At 61.0% G+C, this 19,660-nt stretch carries 18 protein-coding genes and 1 tRNA gene; 9 read left to right on the top strand and 10 right to left on the bottom strand.

Annotated features, from left to right (window positions below; all coding sequences use genetic code 11):
- Positions 1-23 precede the first annotated feature (23 nt).
- From dapD to ACWNRM_RS01000, 3 genes are read left to right on the top strand one after another with little or no spacing between them, the layout of a single operon-like run.
- A complete protein-coding gene (gene dapD, locus ACWNRM_RS01010; protein ID WP_485169093.1) occupies positions 24-854 on the top strand; it encodes a 2,3,4,5-tetrahydropyridine-2,6-dicarboxylate N-succinyltransferase in 831 nt (276 codons plus the stop codon).
- A gap of 2 nt (positions 855-856) precedes the next feature.
- Positions 857-1,987 carry a succinyl-diaminopimelate desuccinylase gene (dapE, locus tag ACWNRM_RS01005; RefSeq protein ID WP_485169092.1) on the top strand — a complete coding sequence of 377 codons (1,131 nt, stop codon included), beginning with the start codon at positions 857-859 and terminating at the stop codon, positions 1,985-1,987.
- Positions 1,984-2,619: a hypothetical protein gene (locus tag ACWNRM_RS01000; protein WP_485169091.1), complete on the top strand. Its 636-nt coding sequence runs from the start codon at positions 1,984-1,986 to the stop codon at positions 2,617-2,619. Before dapE ends, ACWNRM_RS01000 begins: the two co-directional genes overlap by 4 nt.
- A gap of 28 nt (positions 2,620-2,647) precedes the next feature.
- On the opposite strand, the gene truA is transcribed toward ACWNRM_RS01000, so the two are convergent.
- Genes truA through def form a run of 3 tightly spaced genes read right to left on the bottom strand, consistent with a single transcriptional unit; the run spans position 2,648 to position 4,905 of the window.
- On the bottom strand, positions 2,648-3,439 hold the full coding sequence (gene truA / locus ACWNRM_RS00995) for a tRNA pseudouridine(38-40) synthase TruA (RefSeq protein WP_485169090.1): 792 nt from the start codon (positions 3,437-3,439) through the stop codon (positions 2,648-2,650).
- Positions 3,429-4,355 carry a methionyl-tRNA formyltransferase gene (gene fmt / locus ACWNRM_RS00990; RefSeq protein ID WP_485169089.1) on the bottom strand — a complete coding sequence of 309 codons (927 nt, stop codon included), beginning with the start codon at positions 4,353-4,355 and terminating at the stop codon, positions 3,429-3,431. The genes truA and fmt overlap by 11 nt, the downstream gene beginning before the upstream one ends.
- Before the next feature lie 4 nt (positions 4,356-4,359).
- Entirely contained in the window at positions 4,360-4,905 is a 546-nt protein-coding gene (gene def, locus ACWNRM_RS00985; RefSeq protein ID WP_485169303.1) for a peptide deformylase, read from the bottom strand.
- Between the two features lie 189 nt (positions 4,906-5,094).
- On the opposite strand from def, the gene ACWNRM_RS00980 reads away from it, so the two are divergent.
- The 3 genes from ACWNRM_RS00980 (at position 5,095) to ACWNRM_RS00970 (ending at position 6,295) form a co-directional block, all read left to right on the top strand.
- Positions 5,095-5,592: an Hsp20 family protein gene (locus ACWNRM_RS00980; protein WP_485169088.1), complete on the top strand. Its 498-nt coding sequence runs from the start codon at positions 5,095-5,097 to the stop codon at positions 5,590-5,592.
- 80 nt (positions 5,593-5,672) lie between these two features.
- The gene (locus ACWNRM_RS00975) at positions 5,673-5,930 is read left to right on the top strand and encodes a DUF1150 family protein (RefSeq protein WP_485169087.1); all 258 of its coding nucleotides are present in this window, start codon (positions 5,673-5,675) and stop codon (positions 5,928-5,930) included.
- A gap of 2 nt (positions 5,931-5,932) precedes the next feature.
- Positions 5,933-6,295: a RidA family protein gene (locus tag ACWNRM_RS00970; RefSeq protein WP_485169086.1), complete on the top strand. Its 363-nt coding sequence runs from the start codon at positions 5,933-5,935 to the stop codon at positions 6,293-6,295.
- A gap of 68 nt (positions 6,296-6,363) precedes the next feature.
- Here ACWNRM_RS00970 and rpoN read toward each other — a convergent pair whose 3' ends face one another.
- From rpoN to ACWNRM_RS00935, 7 genes are all read right to left on the bottom strand, one after another.
- Entirely contained in the window at positions 6,364-7,791 is a 1,428-nt protein-coding gene (gene rpoN / locus ACWNRM_RS00965; RefSeq protein ID WP_485169085.1) for an RNA polymerase factor sigma-54, read from the bottom strand.
- A 6-nt stretch (positions 7,792-7,797) separates the two neighbouring features.
- Positions 7,798-8,574 (bottom strand): LPS export ABC transporter ATP-binding protein, encoded by a 777-nt coding sequence (gene lptB, locus ACWNRM_RS00960; RefSeq protein ID WP_485169084.1) that lies wholly within the window; start codon positions 8,572-8,574, stop codon positions 7,798-7,800.
- The gene (locus ACWNRM_RS00955) at positions 8,574-9,563 is read right to left on the bottom strand and encodes an LptA/OstA family protein (RefSeq protein ID WP_485169302.1); all 990 of its coding nucleotides are present in this window, start codon (positions 9,561-9,563) and stop codon (positions 8,574-8,576) included. The genes lptB and ACWNRM_RS00955 overlap by 1 nt, the downstream gene beginning before the upstream one ends.
- Positions 9,563-10,342 carry an LPS export ABC transporter periplasmic protein LptC gene (gene lptC / locus ACWNRM_RS00950; RefSeq protein WP_485169083.1) on the bottom strand — a complete coding sequence of 260 codons (780 nt, stop codon included), beginning with the start codon at positions 10,340-10,342 and terminating at the stop codon, positions 9,563-9,565. Before lptC ends, ACWNRM_RS00955 begins: the two co-directional genes overlap by 1 nt.
- On the bottom strand, positions 10,339-11,373 hold the full coding sequence (locus tag ACWNRM_RS00945; RefSeq protein ID WP_485169082.1) for a KpsF/GutQ family sugar-phosphate isomerase: 1,035 nt from the start codon (positions 11,371-11,373) through the stop codon (positions 10,339-10,341). The genes lptC and ACWNRM_RS00945 overlap by 4 nt, the downstream gene beginning before the upstream one ends.
- Positions 11,374-11,499: 126 nt before the next feature.
- Positions 11,500-12,147 (bottom strand): ribonuclease D, encoded by a 648-nt coding sequence (locus ACWNRM_RS00940; protein ID WP_485169081.1) that lies wholly within the window; start codon positions 12,145-12,147, stop codon positions 11,500-11,502.
- Between the two features lie 69 nt (positions 12,148-12,216).
- Positions 12,217-12,303, bottom strand: a tRNA-Leu gene (locus tag ACWNRM_RS00935).
- A gap of 111 nt (positions 12,304-12,414) precedes the next feature.
- Here ACWNRM_RS00935 and ACWNRM_RS00930 point away from each other — a divergent pair.
- The 3 genes from ACWNRM_RS00930 (at position 12,415) to gltB (ending at position 19,515) form a co-directional block, all read left to right on the top strand.
- Positions 12,415-13,350: a complex I NDUFA9 subunit family protein gene (locus ACWNRM_RS00930; protein ID WP_485169080.1), complete on the top strand. Its 936-nt coding sequence runs from the start codon at positions 12,415-12,417 to the stop codon at positions 13,348-13,350.
- A 178-nt stretch (positions 13,351-13,528) separates the two neighbouring features.
- Positions 13,529-14,989 carry an NAD(P)-dependent oxidoreductase gene (locus tag ACWNRM_RS00925; protein ID WP_485169079.1) on the top strand — a complete coding sequence of 487 codons (1,461 nt, stop codon included), beginning with the start codon at positions 13,529-13,531 and terminating at the stop codon, positions 14,987-14,989.
- Between the two features lie 5 nt (positions 14,990-14,994).
- Entirely contained in the window at positions 14,995-19,515 is a 4,521-nt protein-coding gene (gltB, locus tag ACWNRM_RS00920; protein WP_485169078.1) for a glutamate synthase large subunit, read from the top strand.
- Positions 19,516-19,660 lie beyond the last annotated feature (145 nt).

Below are 19,660 nucleotides of genomic sequence, written 5' to 3'. Positions count from 1 at the left end.
ACCCTGTTGAAGGATGGCTGATAATGCCTGTTTCCGATCTCCGCACCGTGATCGACTCCCTGTGGGAGCGTCGTGACACGCTCAACGCCCATACGGAAGGCGAGGCGCGTGAGGCGATCGAACAGGCCCTGACATCACTCGATGAGGGCAAGCTGCGCGTGGCCGAACCCGGAGCTGGCGGCTGGGTTGTCCATGAGTGGCTCAAGAAGGCGGTGCTGCTTTCCTTCCGCATCACGGATAGCCGCGTGGCCGAACGTGCCTGCGGGGGCGTTCCCGGTTTTGACAAGGTACCTCTGAAGTTCGACGGCTGGGACCAGTTCCGCTTTGCAGAGGCCGGGTTTCGCGCCGTGCCGGGCGCCATTGTGCGTCGTTCCGCCTATATCGCTCCCGGCGTGGTCCTGATGCCAAGCTTCGTCAATGTCGGCGCGCGTGTGGATAGCGGCACGATGGTTGACACCTGGGCCACCGTGGGCTCCTGCGCCCAGATCGGCAAGAACGTCCATATCAGCGGCGGCGCCGGTATTGGCGGTGTGCTTGAGCCGCTCCAGGCGGCCCCGGTGATCATCGAGGATGACTGCTTTATCGGTGCGCGTTCCGAAGTAGCCGAAGGGGTGGTTGTCGAGCGCGGCTCCGTGCTCTCCATGGGTGTGTTCATTGGTGCTTCCACCAAGATTGTCGATCGTGCCACCGGCGAGATTTTCATGGGGCGTGTGCCGGCCTATTCCGTCGTCGTGCCTGGCACGCTGCCGGGTCGTACCCCCGATGCGCCGCATCTGGCCTGCGCTGTCATTGTCAAGCGGGTCGATGAGCGCACGCGTTCCAAGACCTCCATCAACGAATTGCTGCGCGACTGATTGTGTCGCTCGATGCCGTGGCCCTGGCGGGCCAGCTGATTGCCTGCCGTTCCGTAACCCCGGCGGATGACGGGGCTATGGATGTCCTGTCCCGTACGCTTGAGGGGATGGGCTTTACCTGTGAGCGGGTCGATTGCGGCCCGGAGGGTGAGCGCACGCCCAACCTCTTTGCTCGGCTTGGCGCGTCGGGGCCGCATCTCTGCTTTGCAGGACACACCGATGTCGTACCGCCCGGTCCTGGCTGGGTACATGACCCATTCGGTGCTCAGCACGCTGATGGCATGCTGTACGGGCGCGGTATTGCCGATATGAAGGGCGGTATCGCCGCCTTCGTAGGGGCCGTCGCCTCTCTGCTCGCAGAGCGCCCGCTCAAGGGGTCTGTCAGCTTTCTGATCACAGGGGACGAGGAAGGGCCGGCACTGCACGGTACGAAAGAAGTCCTCCCCTGGATGGTGGCGCACGGGCATCGTCCCGATTTCTGCCTTTTGGGCGAGCCCACCAACCCCGCCCGCATGGGTGAGGTCATCAAGATCGGGCGTCGTGGCAGCCTCAATGCCTGGATCACCGTCGAGGGTGTGCAGGGTCATGTGGCCTATCCGCATCTCGCTGATAATCCGGTGCATCGCCTGCTGCCGATACTGAGCGAGCTCACCACACATGTGCTGGATGAGGGCAATGAGCATTTCGCGCCCTCATCGCTGCAGGTTGTCAGTGTGGATGTCGGTAATCAGGCGACCAATGTCATTCCTGCCAGGGCCACGGCGCTGTTGAACATCCGGTTCAATACAGCCCATAAGGGGGACGATCTGGTTGCCTGGATCAGGGAGGTGGTTGCGCGTCATGCGCCTGCCGGTCATGTCGAGGCCAGCATTAGCGGTGAGGCGTTCCTGACCACGCCCGGTGCGCCTGTCGAAGCCCTCTCCAGTGTCATCGCCCGCCATACGGGGTGTCTGCCTGCCCTCGATACAGGCGGCGGCACGTCTGATGCGCGGTTTATCGCCTCCTATTGCCCGGTGGCAGAATTCGGTCTTGTCGGTGCGACCATGCATAAGGCAGACGAATGTGTGGCGATTGCCGATCTGGAAATGCTTGTCCTGATCTATCGTGATTTTCTTGAGGCCTTCGGATTGTGAAACCCGGTTCAACTCCTCCGGCGGAAACCCCTGGTGGTGCCGCAACACGGATTATTCGTGGCGTGGTGCGTCTGGGCCGGGGCAAGGCCGAAGGAATCAATTCTTTCGGCAATACGCCTGAGGCCCTTCTATCGGCGATTGCACCGAGTGCCGCCCTTTTTCTGGTTCTGGCCCTGTCGCAATTCGTGCAGGGATATGATGCCACTGAGGTCACCAAGGTTCTGATCCTGATCACGGCGCTGCTGCTGCGGCTCGTGGTTTCGCAGGCTTTGGCTTCAGTCTGGGGGAAGGCGGAAGGCTGGTTGCGCTACGCTACGGCATTGCTGTGGTCAGCATGGCTGCCGATGGTGTTGTCTCTGGTGGTGCTGAGCATCGCGCAGATCATCATGCCCGGTATCGTGACATCGCGCCCCGCGCTGGCTGTCATCATGATTGGCATCGAAGCCTATGAGTTCTGGCTCTCATGGTTCGTGGCCAGATCCGGCCTGGGGCTCAAGAGTGGCAAAGCGGCACTGCTCGTGGTTGCAGTGAACCTTGCTGTAGCGTCGCTTTATCTCATCGCCATTGCGCTGCCGCCGCATTACAATGCGCTCAAGGAACTGATGGGCCCTCTGCCCAAACCGCATCCGTGATCTCCGGCGCCTCCGCACAGGGCTAAGCTCAGGCGAACGGGTCCAGCGCGTAGCCTACACCGACCAGGCACAGACCGTCTGGCGGGGCTGTGGGGCCAGCGACACGCCGGTCGCAGGCCTCGAGAACGTCACGGATACGGGCGACCGGCCATTGACCGCTACCGACAAGCTGCAACGAACCCGCCAGATTGCGCACCTGATGATGCAAAAAGGACCGGGCTTCCACATCCAGTCGCACAAAATTCCCCTCGCGGGTGACATCCAGCCGGTCCAGTGTGCGGATCGGGCTGCTCGCCTGACAGGACGACGCTCTGAACGACGAGAAATCGTGCCGCCCCAGCAGGCTCTGGGCTGCCTCATGCATCGCCCCGGCATCGAGGGGGTGCCGTACATGCCATACGTGATTGAGGTCGATCACTGGGCGGGTAGGGCGGTTGAGAATGGTGTAGCAATAGCGCCGCGAAATGGCGGAGAACCGCGCGTGCCAGCCCGGGGGTGCCTGTGCCGCCTCCAGGATCGCCACGCGATGCGGCTTGAGGTGAAAGCTGACGCCATCACGTATCTGTCGCGCGTCAAGGCGAGGGTCATCCGGCAGGTCGAGCTGCACCACCATGGAAGAGGCATGCACCCCTGCATCGGTACGCCCCGCCGTGGCCGTCATGACGGGGGCATCTCCTACGAGGCGCGATGCAGCCTCTTCCAGCAGGGCCTGCACCGACACGCCGTTGTTCTGGCGCTGCCAGCCGACGAGCCCCGTGCCGTCATATTCGATTCTGAGCACCCAGCGGCGATATCCGCTGGCCGGTTCATCACTGCCCAAGGCGCGTGCCTTTCGGCATGGGGGTGCCACGCAGATAATCGGTCGCGTTCATCATCGCCTTGCCGGGGCGCTGAAGCCGCAGAATCTGCAGGGCGTCGTCACCGCATCGTACCGTCAGCGCATCATCCAGAACTATGCCAGCCGGGACATCCGCTCCACCTGAAGCCGCGAGCGGGACAAGCTTTGCCTCACCGATCTTGAGTACAGTCCCGTCCTGTGTGGTGAAGGCACCCGGCCAGGGCGTCAGACCGCGTATCTGGCGGTCGATGATCGTCGCAGGCTGGTTCCAGTCGATGCGGCCTGTCTCGCGGGTGAGTTTCTCGGCGTAGGTCACGCCCTGCTCAGGCTGCGGGACCGGGGCAAAAGGACGGCGGAGCGTCTCAAGCAGCAGTTCTGCACCCAGAAAGCTGAGGCGATCATGCAGCGTTGAGGCGGTTTCGGAGGGGGACAGATCCACAGCGGCTTCCGCCAGCACATCCCCGGTATCCAGCCCTGCATCCATCTGCATGATGGAAACGCCCGAGCGGTGATCACCAGCCAGAATGGCTGACTGGATGGGCGAGGCGCCCCGCCAGCGCGGCAGCAGGCTTGCATGGATATTGAGACAGCCCAGTTTGGGGGCATCGAGCATACGCTGGGGCAGGATCAGCCCATAGGCGACCACGATGGCGCAATCGGCCTGAAGGGCCTCGAAAAAACCGAGTTCCTCCTCGTTCTGTCGGATCCTGACAGGGGAGCGCACGGCGATGCCCTCGGCCTCGGCGGCGCTCTGAACGGGTGAGGGACGCAGCGCCTTGCCGCGCCCGGCCGGGCGCGGGGGCTGGGTATAGACCTGCACCACCTCATGCCCGGCCGCGATCAGCGCCTTGAGAACCGGCACCGAGAAATCGGGCGTGCCCATAAACACCAGACGCATGGTTTCAGCGGCCTTTCTGTTCCTTGGCGAGGCGGCGCATGATCATGTTGCGCTTGAGCTTGGAAAGGTGGTCGACAAACAGGATACCGTCGAGATGGTCGATTTCGTGCTGAAGGCAGGTGGCCAGCAGGTCATCGGCCTCCATCTCGATCACTTCACCCTCGAGATTGCGATAGCGCATCCGCACGCTGAGCGGGCGGATGACCTCTGCATACTGGTTGGGCAAAGAAAGGCAGCCTTCCTCGCGGGCGGCGAGCTGCTCGGATTCCTCGATGATTTCGGGGTTGATGAGCACCATCGGGTTGCGCTCGCCCTCATCGGCCACATCGACGAGCGCAAAACGCAGGCCCAGACCGATCTGCGGGGCAGCAAGGCCGATACCCGGCGCCTTGTACATGGCAGAGAACATGCCCGGCAGGTGGGATTTGACGAGAGTCATATCGTCAGCCGTGACCTCACGGGCGACCGCCCGCAGCACGGGCTGCGGCGCAACGAGGATGGGCGTGGGCGTAATGGACTCGATGTCCGGGAGGAAGGAGAGCGCTGTCATGATGGAGCGGATGTAATCGGTCAGGTGCCGGAAAACCAGTTCTAAACGGGGCATAAACCTCAAAGAACGGCAATTCCTGCAAGGGCTCTCGCTTGCACCACGCACCAAACATGACCATATCGGGAAAGTGATCCGGTGCCGCAACCAAGGGCTGGATCCTGTTACCGTCTCGCTCGTGGAGGAGGCTGCATGTCAGGCCGTCTGTTTACGTCACCCATGTTTCTCGGTTTCGACCATCTGGAGCAGATGCTCGAACGGGCCTCGAAAACAGCCTCTGATGGCTATCCCCCCTATAATATCGAGCAGTTGAACCAGACCACCCTGCGCATCACGCTGGCCGTCGCCGGGTTCGTGATGGACGATTTGCATATCACGCAGGAAGATAACCAGCTGGTCATTCGTGGCCGTCAGACCGATGACAGTCAGGGTCGCGTGTTCCTGCATCGTGGCATTGCAGCGCGTCAGTTCCAGAAGGCGTTTGTTCTGGCGGAAAACATCGAGATTGGCGAAGCCTGGCTTGATAATGGTCTGCTTTACATCGATCTGTTTCGCCCCCAGCCCGAAGTGAGGGTTAAGCGTATCGAGATCAGCGCCGGGCGTCGCGACTCTGGTGTGACGCGTGCCACCCATATCGAAATGCCCAAACCCCGTCGCACCCGCGCCATACGCGATCTTGACGACGATTGAGGACGATCAGGGCCTTATTGGGCGACTGGCGAGATGACCAGCCCGGTGCTGTCATGGTATCGGGCTGAAAAGAGAGAAAAATGATGAGAAAAAATACGCGCGATGATGCCGGAAATGACGCACCCGCCCCGGTTGCCGATTTGCGCCGCATGTCGCATGACGATCTGAAGGCGTTCGGGATGAGCCACGTCGCCTATGTCAAACCCGTGGTTTACGAGGGCGAGGCTGCCTTTGCGATTCATGCGGCGGATGGCACCCCGATGGCGCTGGCCGAGGACCGTTCAAGCGCCTTCGAAGCCATTGTCGACCATGAAATGATTCCGGCCTGGGTACACTGACCATGACAACTACGCCTGACACCATCCAGCGTTACGCCGAGGAACACCGCCTGAGTGGGGCGGTGCGTCATGGCAATACGCTATATCTGGCAGGGCAGGTTGCGGATGATGCATCGCTCGATACCGAAGGCCAGACTGCCGATATCCTGCGTCAAATTGATGTTCTCCTGACCGAAGCGGGGACTGACAAGACAAAGCTCCTCTCGGTGCAAGTCTATCTGACCGATATTACCGAGATTGATGAGATGAATCGCGCCTGGGATGCCTGGCTCGACCATGACCATAAGCCGGCGCGGGCGACAGTTGAGACGCGCCTCGTCGATCCGCAATGGGCGGTTGAGATTACGGCTATCGCTGCCCTCTGAGCGGCCATACTCGTTTGTTTACCCTATGCTTGCTTCAATCGACGCGGCATGGGGCTGCGAGCAACGCATTACGGGGCCATTCGGGCTCTCATGCGAAAATCCCGACGCCTCTGCGCCGATCCTGCAATACCAAGGGCTTCACGATATTTGGCGACTGTGCGTCGCTGGATGGCGACACCGCTTTGCTGAAGCATCAGGGTGATCGCCTCATCGGACAGGATCGTCTCAGCCGTCTCGGCTGACACGAATTGCCTGATCCGGTTCTTGATCGCCTCGGCACTCGTCTGGTCCGTTTCATCCCCCAGGCCGGTGGAAAAGAACCGCCGCAGGGGAGTGACGCCGTGTGGTGTGCCGATCATGCGTGTCGCCGTGACGCGACTGACGGTGCTTTCATGCAGCCCCGTCACCTCGGCAATCCGGGCCAGAGTCAGAGGGCGCAGGGCGTCGATACCGTCGTGCAGGAACAGGATCTGATGACGCGCAATCGCGGTGCAGATCAGCAGGAGCGAGCGGGCACGCTGCTCGACAGCGCGTAACAGGTTTTGCGCCTCCTGCCTTTTCTCCTGAGCCCAGCCGCGTGCTTCGCGATCGGCGGTCTGTAGTCGTTTGTACAGGCGTTCATCAATCGTCAGCCCAGGCCATGTGGCCTCATTGAGCACGACAATCGGCTCTCCCTCAACGAGATGAATGAACAGATCCGGTGCGGGCTCGGGGGCCGGGGGCTCAAACCCTGCGCCGGGTCTGGGATCGTAGCTGCGTAATTCCTGCAGCAGTTCGGCATAGTCCTGACTGTCGAGGCCACAGGCTTTTTGCAGACGCTCATGCTCGCCTCTGGCAAGCCAGTCGAGATGACCCAGTAGCGTCGCAACCGCGGGATCATGGCGGTTCCTTGCTCTGAACTGGGCGGCAAGGCATTCGGCGAGCGACGTGGCAAAACACCCTGCTGGCTCAAAGAGCAGCATGATGCCGCGAACCTGTTCGATACTCTCCTGTGAAACACCGGTCGAGGCCGCGAGATCAGATATTGGGGTATCAAGGCGTCCCGATTCATCCATCGCGTCAAGCAGGGTCAGGGCAATATGGCGCTCGGCTGGCTGCGTGAAGGCCTCGTTGATCTGCCAGAGAAACTGCTCAAGGCGTGTCGGGGCGGGCGCCGATGGCTCACGGCCGGTCTGATCATCACTGTCGTACGCGCCATGATGGAGGATCGCATCATCATCCCAGGAGGCAGCATCGCGCCATTCATCGGCATCAGGATCGAGATCGCCCGGCAGATCGCTATCCCGCCAGTCCGGGTGGGCCATCGTGTCGGGTTCGGTGCTGCCAGCTTCTCCCGCAGGGGAGCTGACAAGCAAAAGCGGATTGGCTTCGGCCAGATGAGTGAGTTCGGCCAGCAATTCGTGGTTTGAGAGCTGCAAAAGGCCGATTGCCTGTTGCAACTCTGCGGTCATGACAAGACCAGCGGTCTGGCGCGCCTGAAGCGAAAGGCGCGCCATCAGGAATCAGAGGGAGAAATTCTCTCCCAGATAGACGCGACGTACGTCCTCATTAGCCACGATCTCCTCGGGAGTACCTTCCATGAGTACCTGACCCGAATGCATGATATAGGCCCGGTCAATGACCTCAAGGGTTTCGCGAACGTTATGGTCCGTAATCAGCACGCCAATGCCGCGGTCCTTGAGGTGGGATACCAGATCGCGGATTTCGCCCACGGCGATCGGGTCGATACCGGCCAGCGGTTCATCGAGCAGAATGTAGTTCGGCTGGCTGGCGAGCGCGCGGGCAATTTCAAGACGGCGTCGTTCGCCGCCTGAAAGGGCCAGGGAGGGCGAATGACGCAAATGCGAGATACCGAACTCGGCCAGCAGCCCATCCAGCATGGTCTGGCGTCGGTCGTAATCGGGCTCGACCACTTCCAGCGCGGCGAGAATGTTCTGCTCGACATTGAGGCCGCGGAAAATGCTGGCTTCCTGCGGGAGATAGCCGATACCGAGCCGTGCACGACGATACATGGGCAGCTGGGTGATATCGGCGCCATCGAGCGTGATGGTCCCTGTGTCAGGCTGAACCAGACCCACGATCATATAAAAGCTCGTCGTCTTGCCGGCGCCGTTCGGCCCGAGTAGCCCCACAGCCTCGCCACGCTGAACCTGGATCGAGACGTTTCGGACCACCTGGCGCTTCTTGTAGCTTTTGCCGATGCCATGCGCGATCAGCCCTGTCTGCACCGTAGGGTCATCGTGGATCTGCTGCAGGATGATGGTCTCGTTGTCGCTCATCAATGCGCGTCTCCGGGCTTGCTGCTGCCAGCTTCATTGGGGATGACCAGACCTTCGATACGCTGGCCGGGTGCGGGATTCATGATGGCAACGCCCGTCTTCATGTTCACGATGGCCGAAGCGCCGTTATTCTGGTTCTGGCCGCTCGTCACGTGCACATGGCCGATAAGCCGCGCCATCTGCGTGTCGAACACATAAACGCCCCTGTCACCTGTCGCGGTTTCATTGGGGGTGCGCAGCATGACATGGCCCCAAGCATAGGCACGATCAAGCTTGGAGCTGCGGGCGGTGCCATCACCACCCGGTGCGGGCGCAGTGGCAGGCTTCGCGCCAGCCGGGGGCGTGGAGTCCGGTTTGCTGAACGCGACCAGCACATCCGCCTTGATGCGCTTGCCATCATTGGTGGTCACGGTGGCATCACCACGACCGACCGACATACGGGTCTGGCTGTGATATTCCATTACGTCGCGCGCGGTCATGACATCCTGCGGTGTCGTCAGCTTGAGCGCCTTGCCCGTCATGACGAGCACGCCCTGATCGATGTCATAAAGCGCCTTGTCGCCCCAGGCCTGATCGGTACTGGTATAAATATGGACGTGCCCGATGGCTTCCATGCGATAGAGTTCCATTGACCCGCCCATAGCGCCGTCATCGCCTGGCTTCTTCTCACCGCCCGGTTGAGAAGAATCGTCCTGCGGTTTGGGGGCGTTCGGATCGGGCGCTTTCTTGCGCAGAAAACCGATGAGTTGATCCGCATCGATCGTCACATCACCACGAACGGCACGCGCCTGATCGACGAAAGTGACCGTCTGGGCGTCGTGATCATAGGTCTGGGGACCCGCGGAGCTGATATTGACCTGCTCGCCATGCGACATGTCCAGCGCCTGGGCGTGAGCCTGTGGGCAGAGAAGGGCCGAAAGCGATACGCCGGTGAGAGGAAGGCCCATCAGGAGCGAAGCCAGGGTGAGGGCAGGAATGAGGCAGCGCATCATGGGGCTTTCTGCGTGGGGGAGGTACGGGCAGGTGAGGTGAGCGAGGGCATGGCATCCTGGCGGTCATCATTGCGAATGACGCGCTGCGGTCCCACAAACTGCAAAAGATTGGCGTGCTGGTCGATGAAGTAGCCCTGAGCATCGAGGATGCCAAATGGCCCTTCGGCGTGAACCCAGTCATTCGAGGCGATAACGCTGCGATGCAGGTCGATATCGGCGGTGAGACCGTTCAGCAGCGTCCCGTCGTCCCTGTACAGCACGACATGACCGGTCAGATTGAGCGTCTGCTCATGTTGCATGTAAACGCCTTTGTCTGCCCTGATCTCGGCCCAGCCGCCGCCAGCCATATGTGTATCAGCTACCGGATCGACCAGATCAACCCGGTCGGGGCCATTCTGATGGGCAATGCGTGCCGTGATCATATAGGGGCGGTCATGGGCATCCAGACCACGATAGATCGCGCCTTCAAGGTTGCCGCTTTCAACACGCATCTGTGCCATTTCCTGCATGACAGCGCGGTTGGCACTGAGCCAGCGAGCAATTTCGGGCCAGACCGCAATTGAACCGAGGAGGACAGCAGCCATGAGCGGAAGCGCCCACTTGGCCGTATCGAGCAGGCGACGGCGCGAGGCGAGGTCTGAAGACGTGGGAATATTGCGCTGGCGGGACTGTCCCTGTTCACGCATGGCTTCACGCAGGGCGGCAAGCTTTGCGGCGTCACGGGCGAAATCCTCGCGTTGCGGCTTGCGGTCCTGCTGGTCGGTTGTCTCCGTCATGCGATGCCTGTGCGGAGCAGATCGTGAAGATGAATGATACCCACAGGGCGCTTAGCCTCATCCAGTACGAACAGGCTATTGATAGCCTTGCGTCCGGCGGTCATCAGGTGGATGACCTCCTGAGCCAGAACGTCGCCATGTGTGGTGATTGGCGCACGGTTCATGATTTCGCCTGCTGTCGTCCTGTCCAGATTGCGCATGAGGGCCGGGCGCAGGTCACCGTCACTGATAAGGCCGATCAGAATACCTTCATCATCTATAATGCCAATACACCCGAATGCCTTGCGTGTCATTTCGATGATTACCCTGGAGAGGGGCATATCAGCCGTACCGAGGGGCATGGAGCCCCCTTCGTGCATCAGTCTGCGCACGGGCCGGAGCAGAGCGCCCAGAGAGCCGCCCGGATGAAAGGCGCTGAAGTCATTGGCGGTGAACCCGCGGCGTTCAAGGAGGGCAACAGCAAGCGCATCACCCAGCGCCAGTTGCATGACGGTGCTTGTTGTCGGGGCCAGTCCCATGGGGCAGGCCTCCTTGCTGCGGGGCAGGCAAAGTACGACGCTGCTGGAGCGCGCCAGTGTGGAACTGGGAGAAGATGTCATGCCGATGATAGTGAGGGCGTGCCGTGCCGCATGCTCGAGCAGTGCCGCCAGTTCAGCCGTCTCGCCCGACTGCGACAGAAGCAGCATCACGTCACGCGCCTCAATCATGCCAAGGTCGCCATGTGCGGCCTCGGCGGGATGGACGAAAATGGCTGAAGTGCCGGTTGAGGCGAGCGTTGCCTGTATCTTTCTGCCGATATGGCCTGACTTGCCAATGCCGGACACCACAACGCGCCCTTCAGTGGCGGCGATGCAGGAGACGGCAGCAGTAAAGCTGTTGCCCATTTCATCGGGGATGGCGATAGCGGCCTGCAGCGCGGCCAGTCCGGCAGCCTCGGCGGCCAAGGTAGCCTGAGCGCTGTCGAGCGCTGCGCGCCGGGTGCTGTTGGAGTCGGTCATCAAAGCGGAGCTGGAACGTGAAAGCTCGGTCATGCGTCCTCTTCCCGCTTTGCTGGCCTCAGGTCAATTACCCTGCCATGCCAAGCAAGGCGTTTCTATGACACGCCAGGCGAATATCACACCGAGCGGAGCAGAGCAGATGAGGAAGCGCGTCGGGGCTCAGGCGCGATGGGAGAAGATATCGGGCTCTTCATAGCCCAGGATATCGAGCTGCCCACGGGCTGGCAGGAAATCGTAGCAGGCCTGGGCAAGCTCACGCCGGCCTTCACGGACGAGCAGGGCCTCAAGCTTGGCCCAGAGCGCATGCAGATGAAGCACATCCGAAGCGGCATAGCTCAGTTGCTCGGGGGAGAGAACTTCCGAACCCCAGTCAGACGTCTGCTGCTGCTTGGCCAGATCGACCCCCAGCAATTCGCGGCACAGATGCGCCAGACCATGACGATCGGTAAAGGTGCGCACCAGACGGGCTGCGATCTTGGTGCAGATCACGGGCGCCACCTTGATGCCGAGGGCGTGCTGAAGCAATGCCACGTCAAAGCGGGCAAAATGCATGAGCTTTGTCACACTTTCATCAGCCATGAGCGCCTTGAGATTAGGGCAGTCCTCGTAGCGGCCGCCCAGCGATTTCGGGCGGATCTGCACCAGATGGGCTTCGCCATCGCCGGCAGAAAGCTGCACAAGGCACAGACGGTCGCGATGCGGGTTCAGGCCCATGGCTTCCGTATCGACGGCGACGACCGGCCCCAGATCGAAATTGTCGGGGAGATCACCATCGTAAAGATGGATTGAAGCGCTCGGTGCGGCCATGTCTGGAAAACCCTGGGGCTAAAAAAAACGGAAGCCGACGATTTCTCGTCGGCTTTTCCGTTTTTCGTATGGTGCCCAGAAGAAGACTCGAACTTCCACGTCCTTGCGGACACAGGTACCTGAAACCTGCGCGTCTACCAATTCCGCCATCTGGGCTCAGAGGCTGTCCGGGTCGCCGTTTTTTTCGGCATCCCGTTCGGTGAGGTGGCGTTTACCGGTGGATGTGGGGGGCGTCAACACCCCCTCTTGAAAAAAGAGGATTTTTTTATGGAAAACCCGGTCATCACCCTGTTCGGCGGCAATGGCTTCATCGGGCGCTCACTCGTGCGCCAGCTTGTCGCGAAGGGGCATCATGTTCGTGTGGCCTCGCGTGCGCCCCACAAGGCGGGCTCGCTCGTGGCAGAATTGCCGCCCGGAACGGTCTTGCCTGTTTATGCCTCGGTGACGGATCGTGCATCGGTACGTGCAGCCCTGCAGGGTGCAGGGGCGGCCATCAATCTGGTCTCGATTCTGACAGAGAAAGGCGGGGCGACTTTCCAGCGCATGAACGCCGAGGCTCCGGAACGCGTGGCTGAAGAGGCGCGTGCTGCAGGCGTGGAGCGATTCGTTCAGGTTTCGGCCATCGGTGCCGCGCCTGATTCGCCTTCACGTTACGGGCGTAGCAAGGCAGAGGGCGAGCGCAGGGTAAAAGCCGCCTTCCCCGAGGCGACAATCCTACGCCCAAGTGTTGTGTTCGGTCCGCAGGACAGCTTTCTGCGTATGTTTGGCCTCATGGCGAAAATCCTGCCTGTCCTGCCTGTCTACTTTCCCGGAACGCGCCTTCAGCCCGTCTATGTCGAGGATGTCGCGAAGGCTGCCGCTCTCGCCCTGACGGAAAGCGGTCTGGGCGGAAGGCTGTTCGAGCTTGGCGGTCCCGATCGTCTCACCATGGCTGAGATCATGGCCTTTGTGGCGCAGTCCGTGGGGCGCACACCCCGGCTCCTGACGGTGCCAGAGCGTGTTGCCCAGATACAGGCCAGTGTGATGGAGGTTCTGCCGGGTAAGTTGCTGACGCAGGATCAGCTCGCGATGCTTTCGCAGGACAATATCGTGTTATCCGGGGCTGAGACGCTCGAAACCCTCGGAGTCGTTCCCCGGAGTGTGTATGATGTGGCACCGGAATATCTGAGCCAAATCAGCGTGTTGAGAATGGTTCGCAAATAAAAGGACCGTTTCGGACCCAATAATACGAGATTTCTGCGCGTGCACGCCATAAATCGTCGATATGACCGGTGATGGGTAAGTATTGATGACTTATTCGGGTCGTGAGCTTGTCTTACCTGTCCGTCATGTTTTTTGAGCGGGGCGTCATGCGTCTGCTCGCCCTTGGGGAGAACGTGTGGTGGCCGAACGTATGCTGCAATTTGTGTCATTGCCGCAGGAGATGCCTGAGAAGCGTGATGCTGCGGAACGCCGTGAGGATTTCGGCGAGATCTATCGCGCGTTTGCTGTTGATCATGCCGAGCGTCAGGCCAGTCGCTGCTCGCAATGCGGCGTACCGTTCTGCTCGGTCCATTGCCCCTTGGGTAACAACATTCCCGACTGGTTGAAGCTGACGGCCGAGAACCGTCTGGAAGAGGCTTACCGTCTTTCTTCAGCAACAAATACCTTCCCCGAAATCTGCGGGCGCATCTGTCCGCAGGATCGTTTGTGCGAGGGCAATTGCGTCATTCAGAAGGATTTCGAGGCGGTCACGATCGGTGCTGTCGAGAAATTCATCACTGAAACAGCTTTCGAGCAGGGTTGGGTCAAACCGCGCCTGCCGTCTCGCGAACGTTCGCAGAGCATCGGCGTGGTCGGCGCCGGTCCGGCCGGGCTTGCTGCGGCAGAATGGCTGCGCGCCCTTGGCTATCAGGTTCATGTCTATGACCGCCATGATCGCGTCGGTGGACTGATGGTTTATGGCATCCCGAGCTTCAAGCTGGAAAAGCATGTGCTGGCCCGTCGTCATGAGTTGCTTGAGGCACAGGGCATCGTCTTCCATCTCTCCACCCCCATTGGAGAAGGTGAGGGCGGCCTTTCTTTCGAGGCGCTTCGTGAGAAACACGATGCGGTCTTTCTGGGAACGGGCGTCTATCGCTCGCGTGAGGTTGCCGTGCCGGGCAGCGGCCTGGGCGGTGTGGTTCAGGCGCTCGATTTCCTCACGGCGTCCAACCGTCGTGGTTATCATGAGACGCCAGGCGATGACGCCGTGCTGCACGCCAGAGGAAAGCATGTAGTCGTGATCGGTGGTGGTGATACGGCCATGGATTGTGTGCGCACCTCCATCCGTCAGGGTGCTGAAAAGGTGACCTGCCTTTACCGCCGCGACCGCGCCAATATGCCCGGCTCGGTGCAGGAAGTGAAAAACGCCGAGGAAGAAGGCGTGAACTTCGCCTGGCTTGCGGCTCCCGAGGCGTTTCTCGGTGACGGCACCGTCAGCGGTGTGCGCGCCCACAAGATGCGTCTGAGCCTGCCCGATGCGTCAGGCCGGCAGTCGGTCGAGGCTGTGCCTGAAAGCAGCTTCGTGATCGAGGCCGATCTGGTAATCAAGGCGCTTGGGTTCGACCCCGAGGATTTGCCGGGTGGCTGGAATGCGCCGGAGCTGGCCGTGACCAAATGGGGCACGCTCAAGGTCACGCCAGGACGCTTCGAGACCAGCGTGCCGGGCGTTTTCGCAGGCGGCGATATCGTACGTGGAGCCTCGCTTGTGGTCTGGGCCATTCGCGACGGACGCGAGGCCGCAGCCGAAATGCACCAATTCCTCTCTGGCACAGAGAGCATGACATCAGACCATGCCGCTCAGGCAGTGGCGGCGGAGTAAGAGCCATGACCGAGAAGAGCTTCATCCAGTCCTATCAGGACAATGTCCGCGCCCTCGAAGGCCTTTATGACCCGACCATGGAGCGTGATGCCTGCGGCGTCGGGCTTGTAGCGGCGCTGGACGGCAAGCGCCGTCGTGACGTGGTTCTGGCTGGCATCGCAGCGCTCAAGGCGCTCTGGCATCGCGGCGCTGTCGATGCCGATGGCAAGACCGGCGATGGTGCGGGCATCCATGTCGAGATCCCGCAGGATTTCTTTGCCGAGGCCATTCACAGCGCCGGTGACGACCATATCGAGGGTCGTATTGCCGTGGGCATGATCTTCCTGCCCAAGACCGATCTGGCCGCGCAGGAAGCAGGGCGCGCGATCATCGAAAGCGAGATCCTCGATTTCGGCTATGGTATCTATGGCTGGCGTCAGGTGCCGATCGACACGGCCTGTATTGGCGAAAAGGCCAACGCGACGCGCCCCGAGATCGAGCAGATCATGGTGCGCAACCGTCTGAACCGCTCGGAAGCTGATTTCGAGCGCGATCTCTATGTGATCCGCCGTCGTATCGAAAAGGCTGCTGCGGCTGCTCAGGTCGATCTGTATGTGTGCTCGCTATCCTGCCGTTCGCTCATCTACAAGGGCATGTTCCTTGCCGAGAACCTGACGGATTTCTATCCCGATCTTCTTGATGAGCGTTTTGTTTCGCGTTTCGCGATCTATCATCAGCGCTACTCGACCAATACGTTCCCGACGTGGAAGCTGGCTCAGCCTTTCCGCCGTCTGGCGCATAATGGCGAGATCAACACGCTTTCGGGCAACGTGAACTGGATGCGCAGCCACGAGACCCGTCTCGCGAATGCCGAACTCGACCCCTATATGAGCGATCTCAAGCCGGTCGTTCAGGCGGCGGGCTCCGATACCGCGATGTTCGACAACGTGTTCGAGCTGCTCACCCATGCCGGGCGCGATGCTCCCATGGCCAAGACGCTGATGGTTCCCGCCAGTGCCGGTGGCAACGCCGCCATGACTGACAAGCATCGCGCGCTGTTCTCCTACTGCAATGCCGTGATGGAGCCGTGGGACGGCCCTGCCGCCATCTGTGCAACCGATGGGCGCTGGGTCGTTGCCGGTCTCGACCGCGCTGGTCTGCGCCCGCTGCGCTACACCATCACGCAGGACGATCTGCTGATCGTGGGTTCCGAGGCCGGTATGGTGCGCGTGCAGGACGCCAATACCCGCATGAAGGGACGCCTTGGGCCGGGCGAGACGCTGGGTCTCGATCTGCAGGAAGCCAAGCTCTATGCGCCGCAGGAACTGCTTGATCTTCTGGCCGAGCGTCAGGATTTTCCATCCTGGACCAAGAATATCCGCAATATCAGCTCCGTTGTCCGGGGTGACGTAGCCGAGCCGGTCCTGTTCAGCGCCGATCAGCTGCGCCGACGCCAGCTGGCCATGAGCCTGACGCATGAGGAAATGGAGACCATTCTCCATCCCATGGTCGAAACCTCGGCAGAGGCCATCGGCTCGATGGGTGACGACACACCGCTTCAGGTTCTGTCGAGCACCTATCGCGGGCTTGCGCACTATTTCCGTCAGGGCTTCAGCCAGGTCACAAACCCGCCTATCGATTCCCTGCGCGAAATGAACGTGATGAGCCTCGTCACGCGTCTCGGGAATCTGGGCAATATCCTCGACCAGTCACCTGAGCAGTGCGACCTGCTTCAGTTGCCGAGCCCGGTGCTCACCACGGGAGAGTTCGAGGCGCTGCGTAATTTCTGTGGCAAGGATGGCGCTACGGTCGATTGCACCTTCCGCGCCGCCGATGGTGAAGCCGGATTGCGCGACGCCATTGCACGCATCCGTCACGAAGCCGAGGATTATGTGCGCGGTGGCTGCACCCATCTCTTCCTCTCTGATGAGGGGCAGACTGAAGAGCGCGTTGCGATCCCGATGATCCTCGCAACCGCTGCCGTACATATCCATCTCGTGCGTCAGTCGCTGCGCACCTTCACCTCGCTCAATGTCCGTTCCTCCGATGTGATGGACGTGCATGGCATGGCGGTGACGGTGGGTGTTGGGGCAACCACGGTGAACCCCTATCTGGCTCAGGAATGTATCGCCGACCGCTTGCAGCGCGGCCTGTTTGGCGATCTCACCCTGCGCGAGGCGGTGGAGCGTTATCGCAAGGCGCTCGACAAGGGTCTGCTCAAGATCATGTCGAAATCCGGCATTTCCATCGTTTCAGCCTATCGCGGTGGCTATAATTTCGAGGCCATTGGCCTGTCGCGTGCACTTGTGGCCGAATTCTTCCCCGGTATGCCGTCGCGCATTTCGGGCATTGGTCTGCCCGGTCTGGCCCGCAATGCGCTCAAGGCGCATGAAACGGCCTATGCGGGTGGTGTCGACGCCCTGCCGATTGGCGGTCTGTACAAGCTACGTCGCAAGGGTGAGGTTCATGCCTTCAGCGGCCAGCTCATCCATATGCTCCAGACAGCCGTCTCGACCGACAGCTTCTCGCTGTTCAAGCGTTATGCCGATGCCGTGCGTCGCCAGCCGCCGACCGCGCTGCGTGATCTGCTCGATTTCCGCCGCGTGCGCGAGCCGATCCCCGTGGAAGACGTCGAGAGCATCACCTCCATCCGCCGTCGTCTCGTGGCTCCGGGCATCTCGCTCGGCGCACTGAGCCCGGAAGCGCATGAGACGCTCGCCATCGCCATGAACCGCATTGGTGCGAAGTCGGATTCAGGCGAGGGCGGTGAGGATGCTTCGCGCTTCACGCCGCGTGAGAATGGCGACAATGCCAGCTCGAAAATCAAGCAGGTGGCCTCGGGGCGCTTTGGTGTCACGGCGGAATATCTGAATAATTGCAGCGAGATCGAAATCAAGGTCGCTCAGGGGGCCAAGCCGGGTGAAGGCGGGCAGCTGCCTGGCTTCAAGGTGACGGAACTCATTGGCAAGCTGCGCCATGCCACACCCGGCGTGACGCTCATTTCACCGCCGCCTCATCATGACATCTATTCCATCGAGGATCTGGCCCAGCTCATCTACGACCTGAAGCAGATCAACCCGGAGGCGACTGTCACGGTCAAGCTCGTGGCCCGTACAGGCATTGGCACGATTGCCGCCGGTGTGGCCAAGGCGAAGGCGGATGCGATCATGATCTCGGGCCATTGCGGTGGCACGGGGGCGAGCCCGCAATCCTCCATCAAATATGCGGGCCTGCCCTGGGAGATGGGGCTGACCGAAGCCAATCAGGTGCTGACGCTCAACCGCCTGCGTCATCGTGTGACCCTGCGTACCGATGGCGGTCTCAAGACCGGGCGTGATGTGGTGATGGCCGCCATGCTGGGTGCCGAGGAATTCGGCATCGGGACGGCGGCGCTCGTCGCCATGGGCTGTATCATGGTGCGCCAGTGCCATTCCAATACCTGCCCGGTGGGCGTGTGCGTTCAGGATGAGGCGCTGCGCGCCAAGTTCGAGGGTACACCCGAGAAGGTGATCAACCTCTTCTCCTTCATCGCCGAGGACGTGCGCAACATTCTGGCCGAGCTTGGCTTCAAGAGCGTTGAGGAAATCATCGGCCGTACCGATCTGCTGCGTCAGGTCTCGCGCGGCGCGGATTATCTGGATGATCTGGATCTGAACTCGCTGCTGGTTCAGGCCGATCCGGGACCGGATGCACGTTATTGCACCCGTGAGGGCCGCAACGAGGTGCCGGAGACGCTCGACGCGCAGGTCATCGCCGATGCAACGCCGCTTTTCGATCATCGCGAGAAGCTGCATCTGCACTACACGGTGCAGAACACGCATCGCGCCATCGGCACACGCGTCTCGTCGCTGATCACGCGCAAATTCGGCATGAAGACCCTGCCCGAGGGGCATCTGACCCTGCGCCTGCGTGGCTCGGCCGGTCAGTCGCTGGGTGCTTTCGCAGTCCAGGGCCTCAAGCTCGATGTCGTGGGCGATGCGAACGACTACGTTGGCAAGGGCCTGTCAGGTGGCACCATTGTCGTTCGTCCGTCCCCCACCGCACCGTGGCGGTCGGAAGACAACGCGATCATTGGCAATACCGTGCTTTACGGTGCCACTGCCGGGTCGCTTTTCGCAGCCGGACAGGCTGGCGAGCGCTTTGCTGTGCGTAACTCGGGTGCAACAGCCGTGGTCGAGGGCTGTGGTTCGAATGGCTGTGAGTACATGACTGGCGGTACGGTCGTGATCCTCGGCCATATCGGCGATAATTTCGGTGCTGGCTTCACGGGTGGCATGGCTTTCGTACTCGACAAGGAAGACATGTTCGAGCGCCGTGTGAACTCGGATACGCTTCTCTGGGCGCGTATCGAGCCCGGCAGCGTATGGGAAGAGAACCTCCGTTCGCTCGTGCAGCGCCATGCCGATGAAACCGGCAGCGCCTATGCAGCCGAGCTTCTGCACCGTTGGGATCGGGTACTGTCGCAGTTCTGGCAGGTGGTTCCGCGCGATTACGCCCGCATCATCGGCTACGAACTGCCGGGCAAGCAGGAGGCGCTTTCCGCCTGAGCGGACAGGGCATTACGGGCGCGCTTCAGGCGATTCCCGTAATGCCCATTCATAGCCAAACAGGCATATATTGCCTCTGAATATCTATTTTATTACTGAAAAGTCATTCGGTAGGGTCTAGCCCTCTCCCTCGGTCAATAGATCG

This window comes from Asaia sp. A2 (assembly GCF_057319415.1).
The sequence above is the reverse complement of the archived record's forward strand: the minus strand, read 5'-3'. Positions and strand labels throughout refer to the sequence as shown.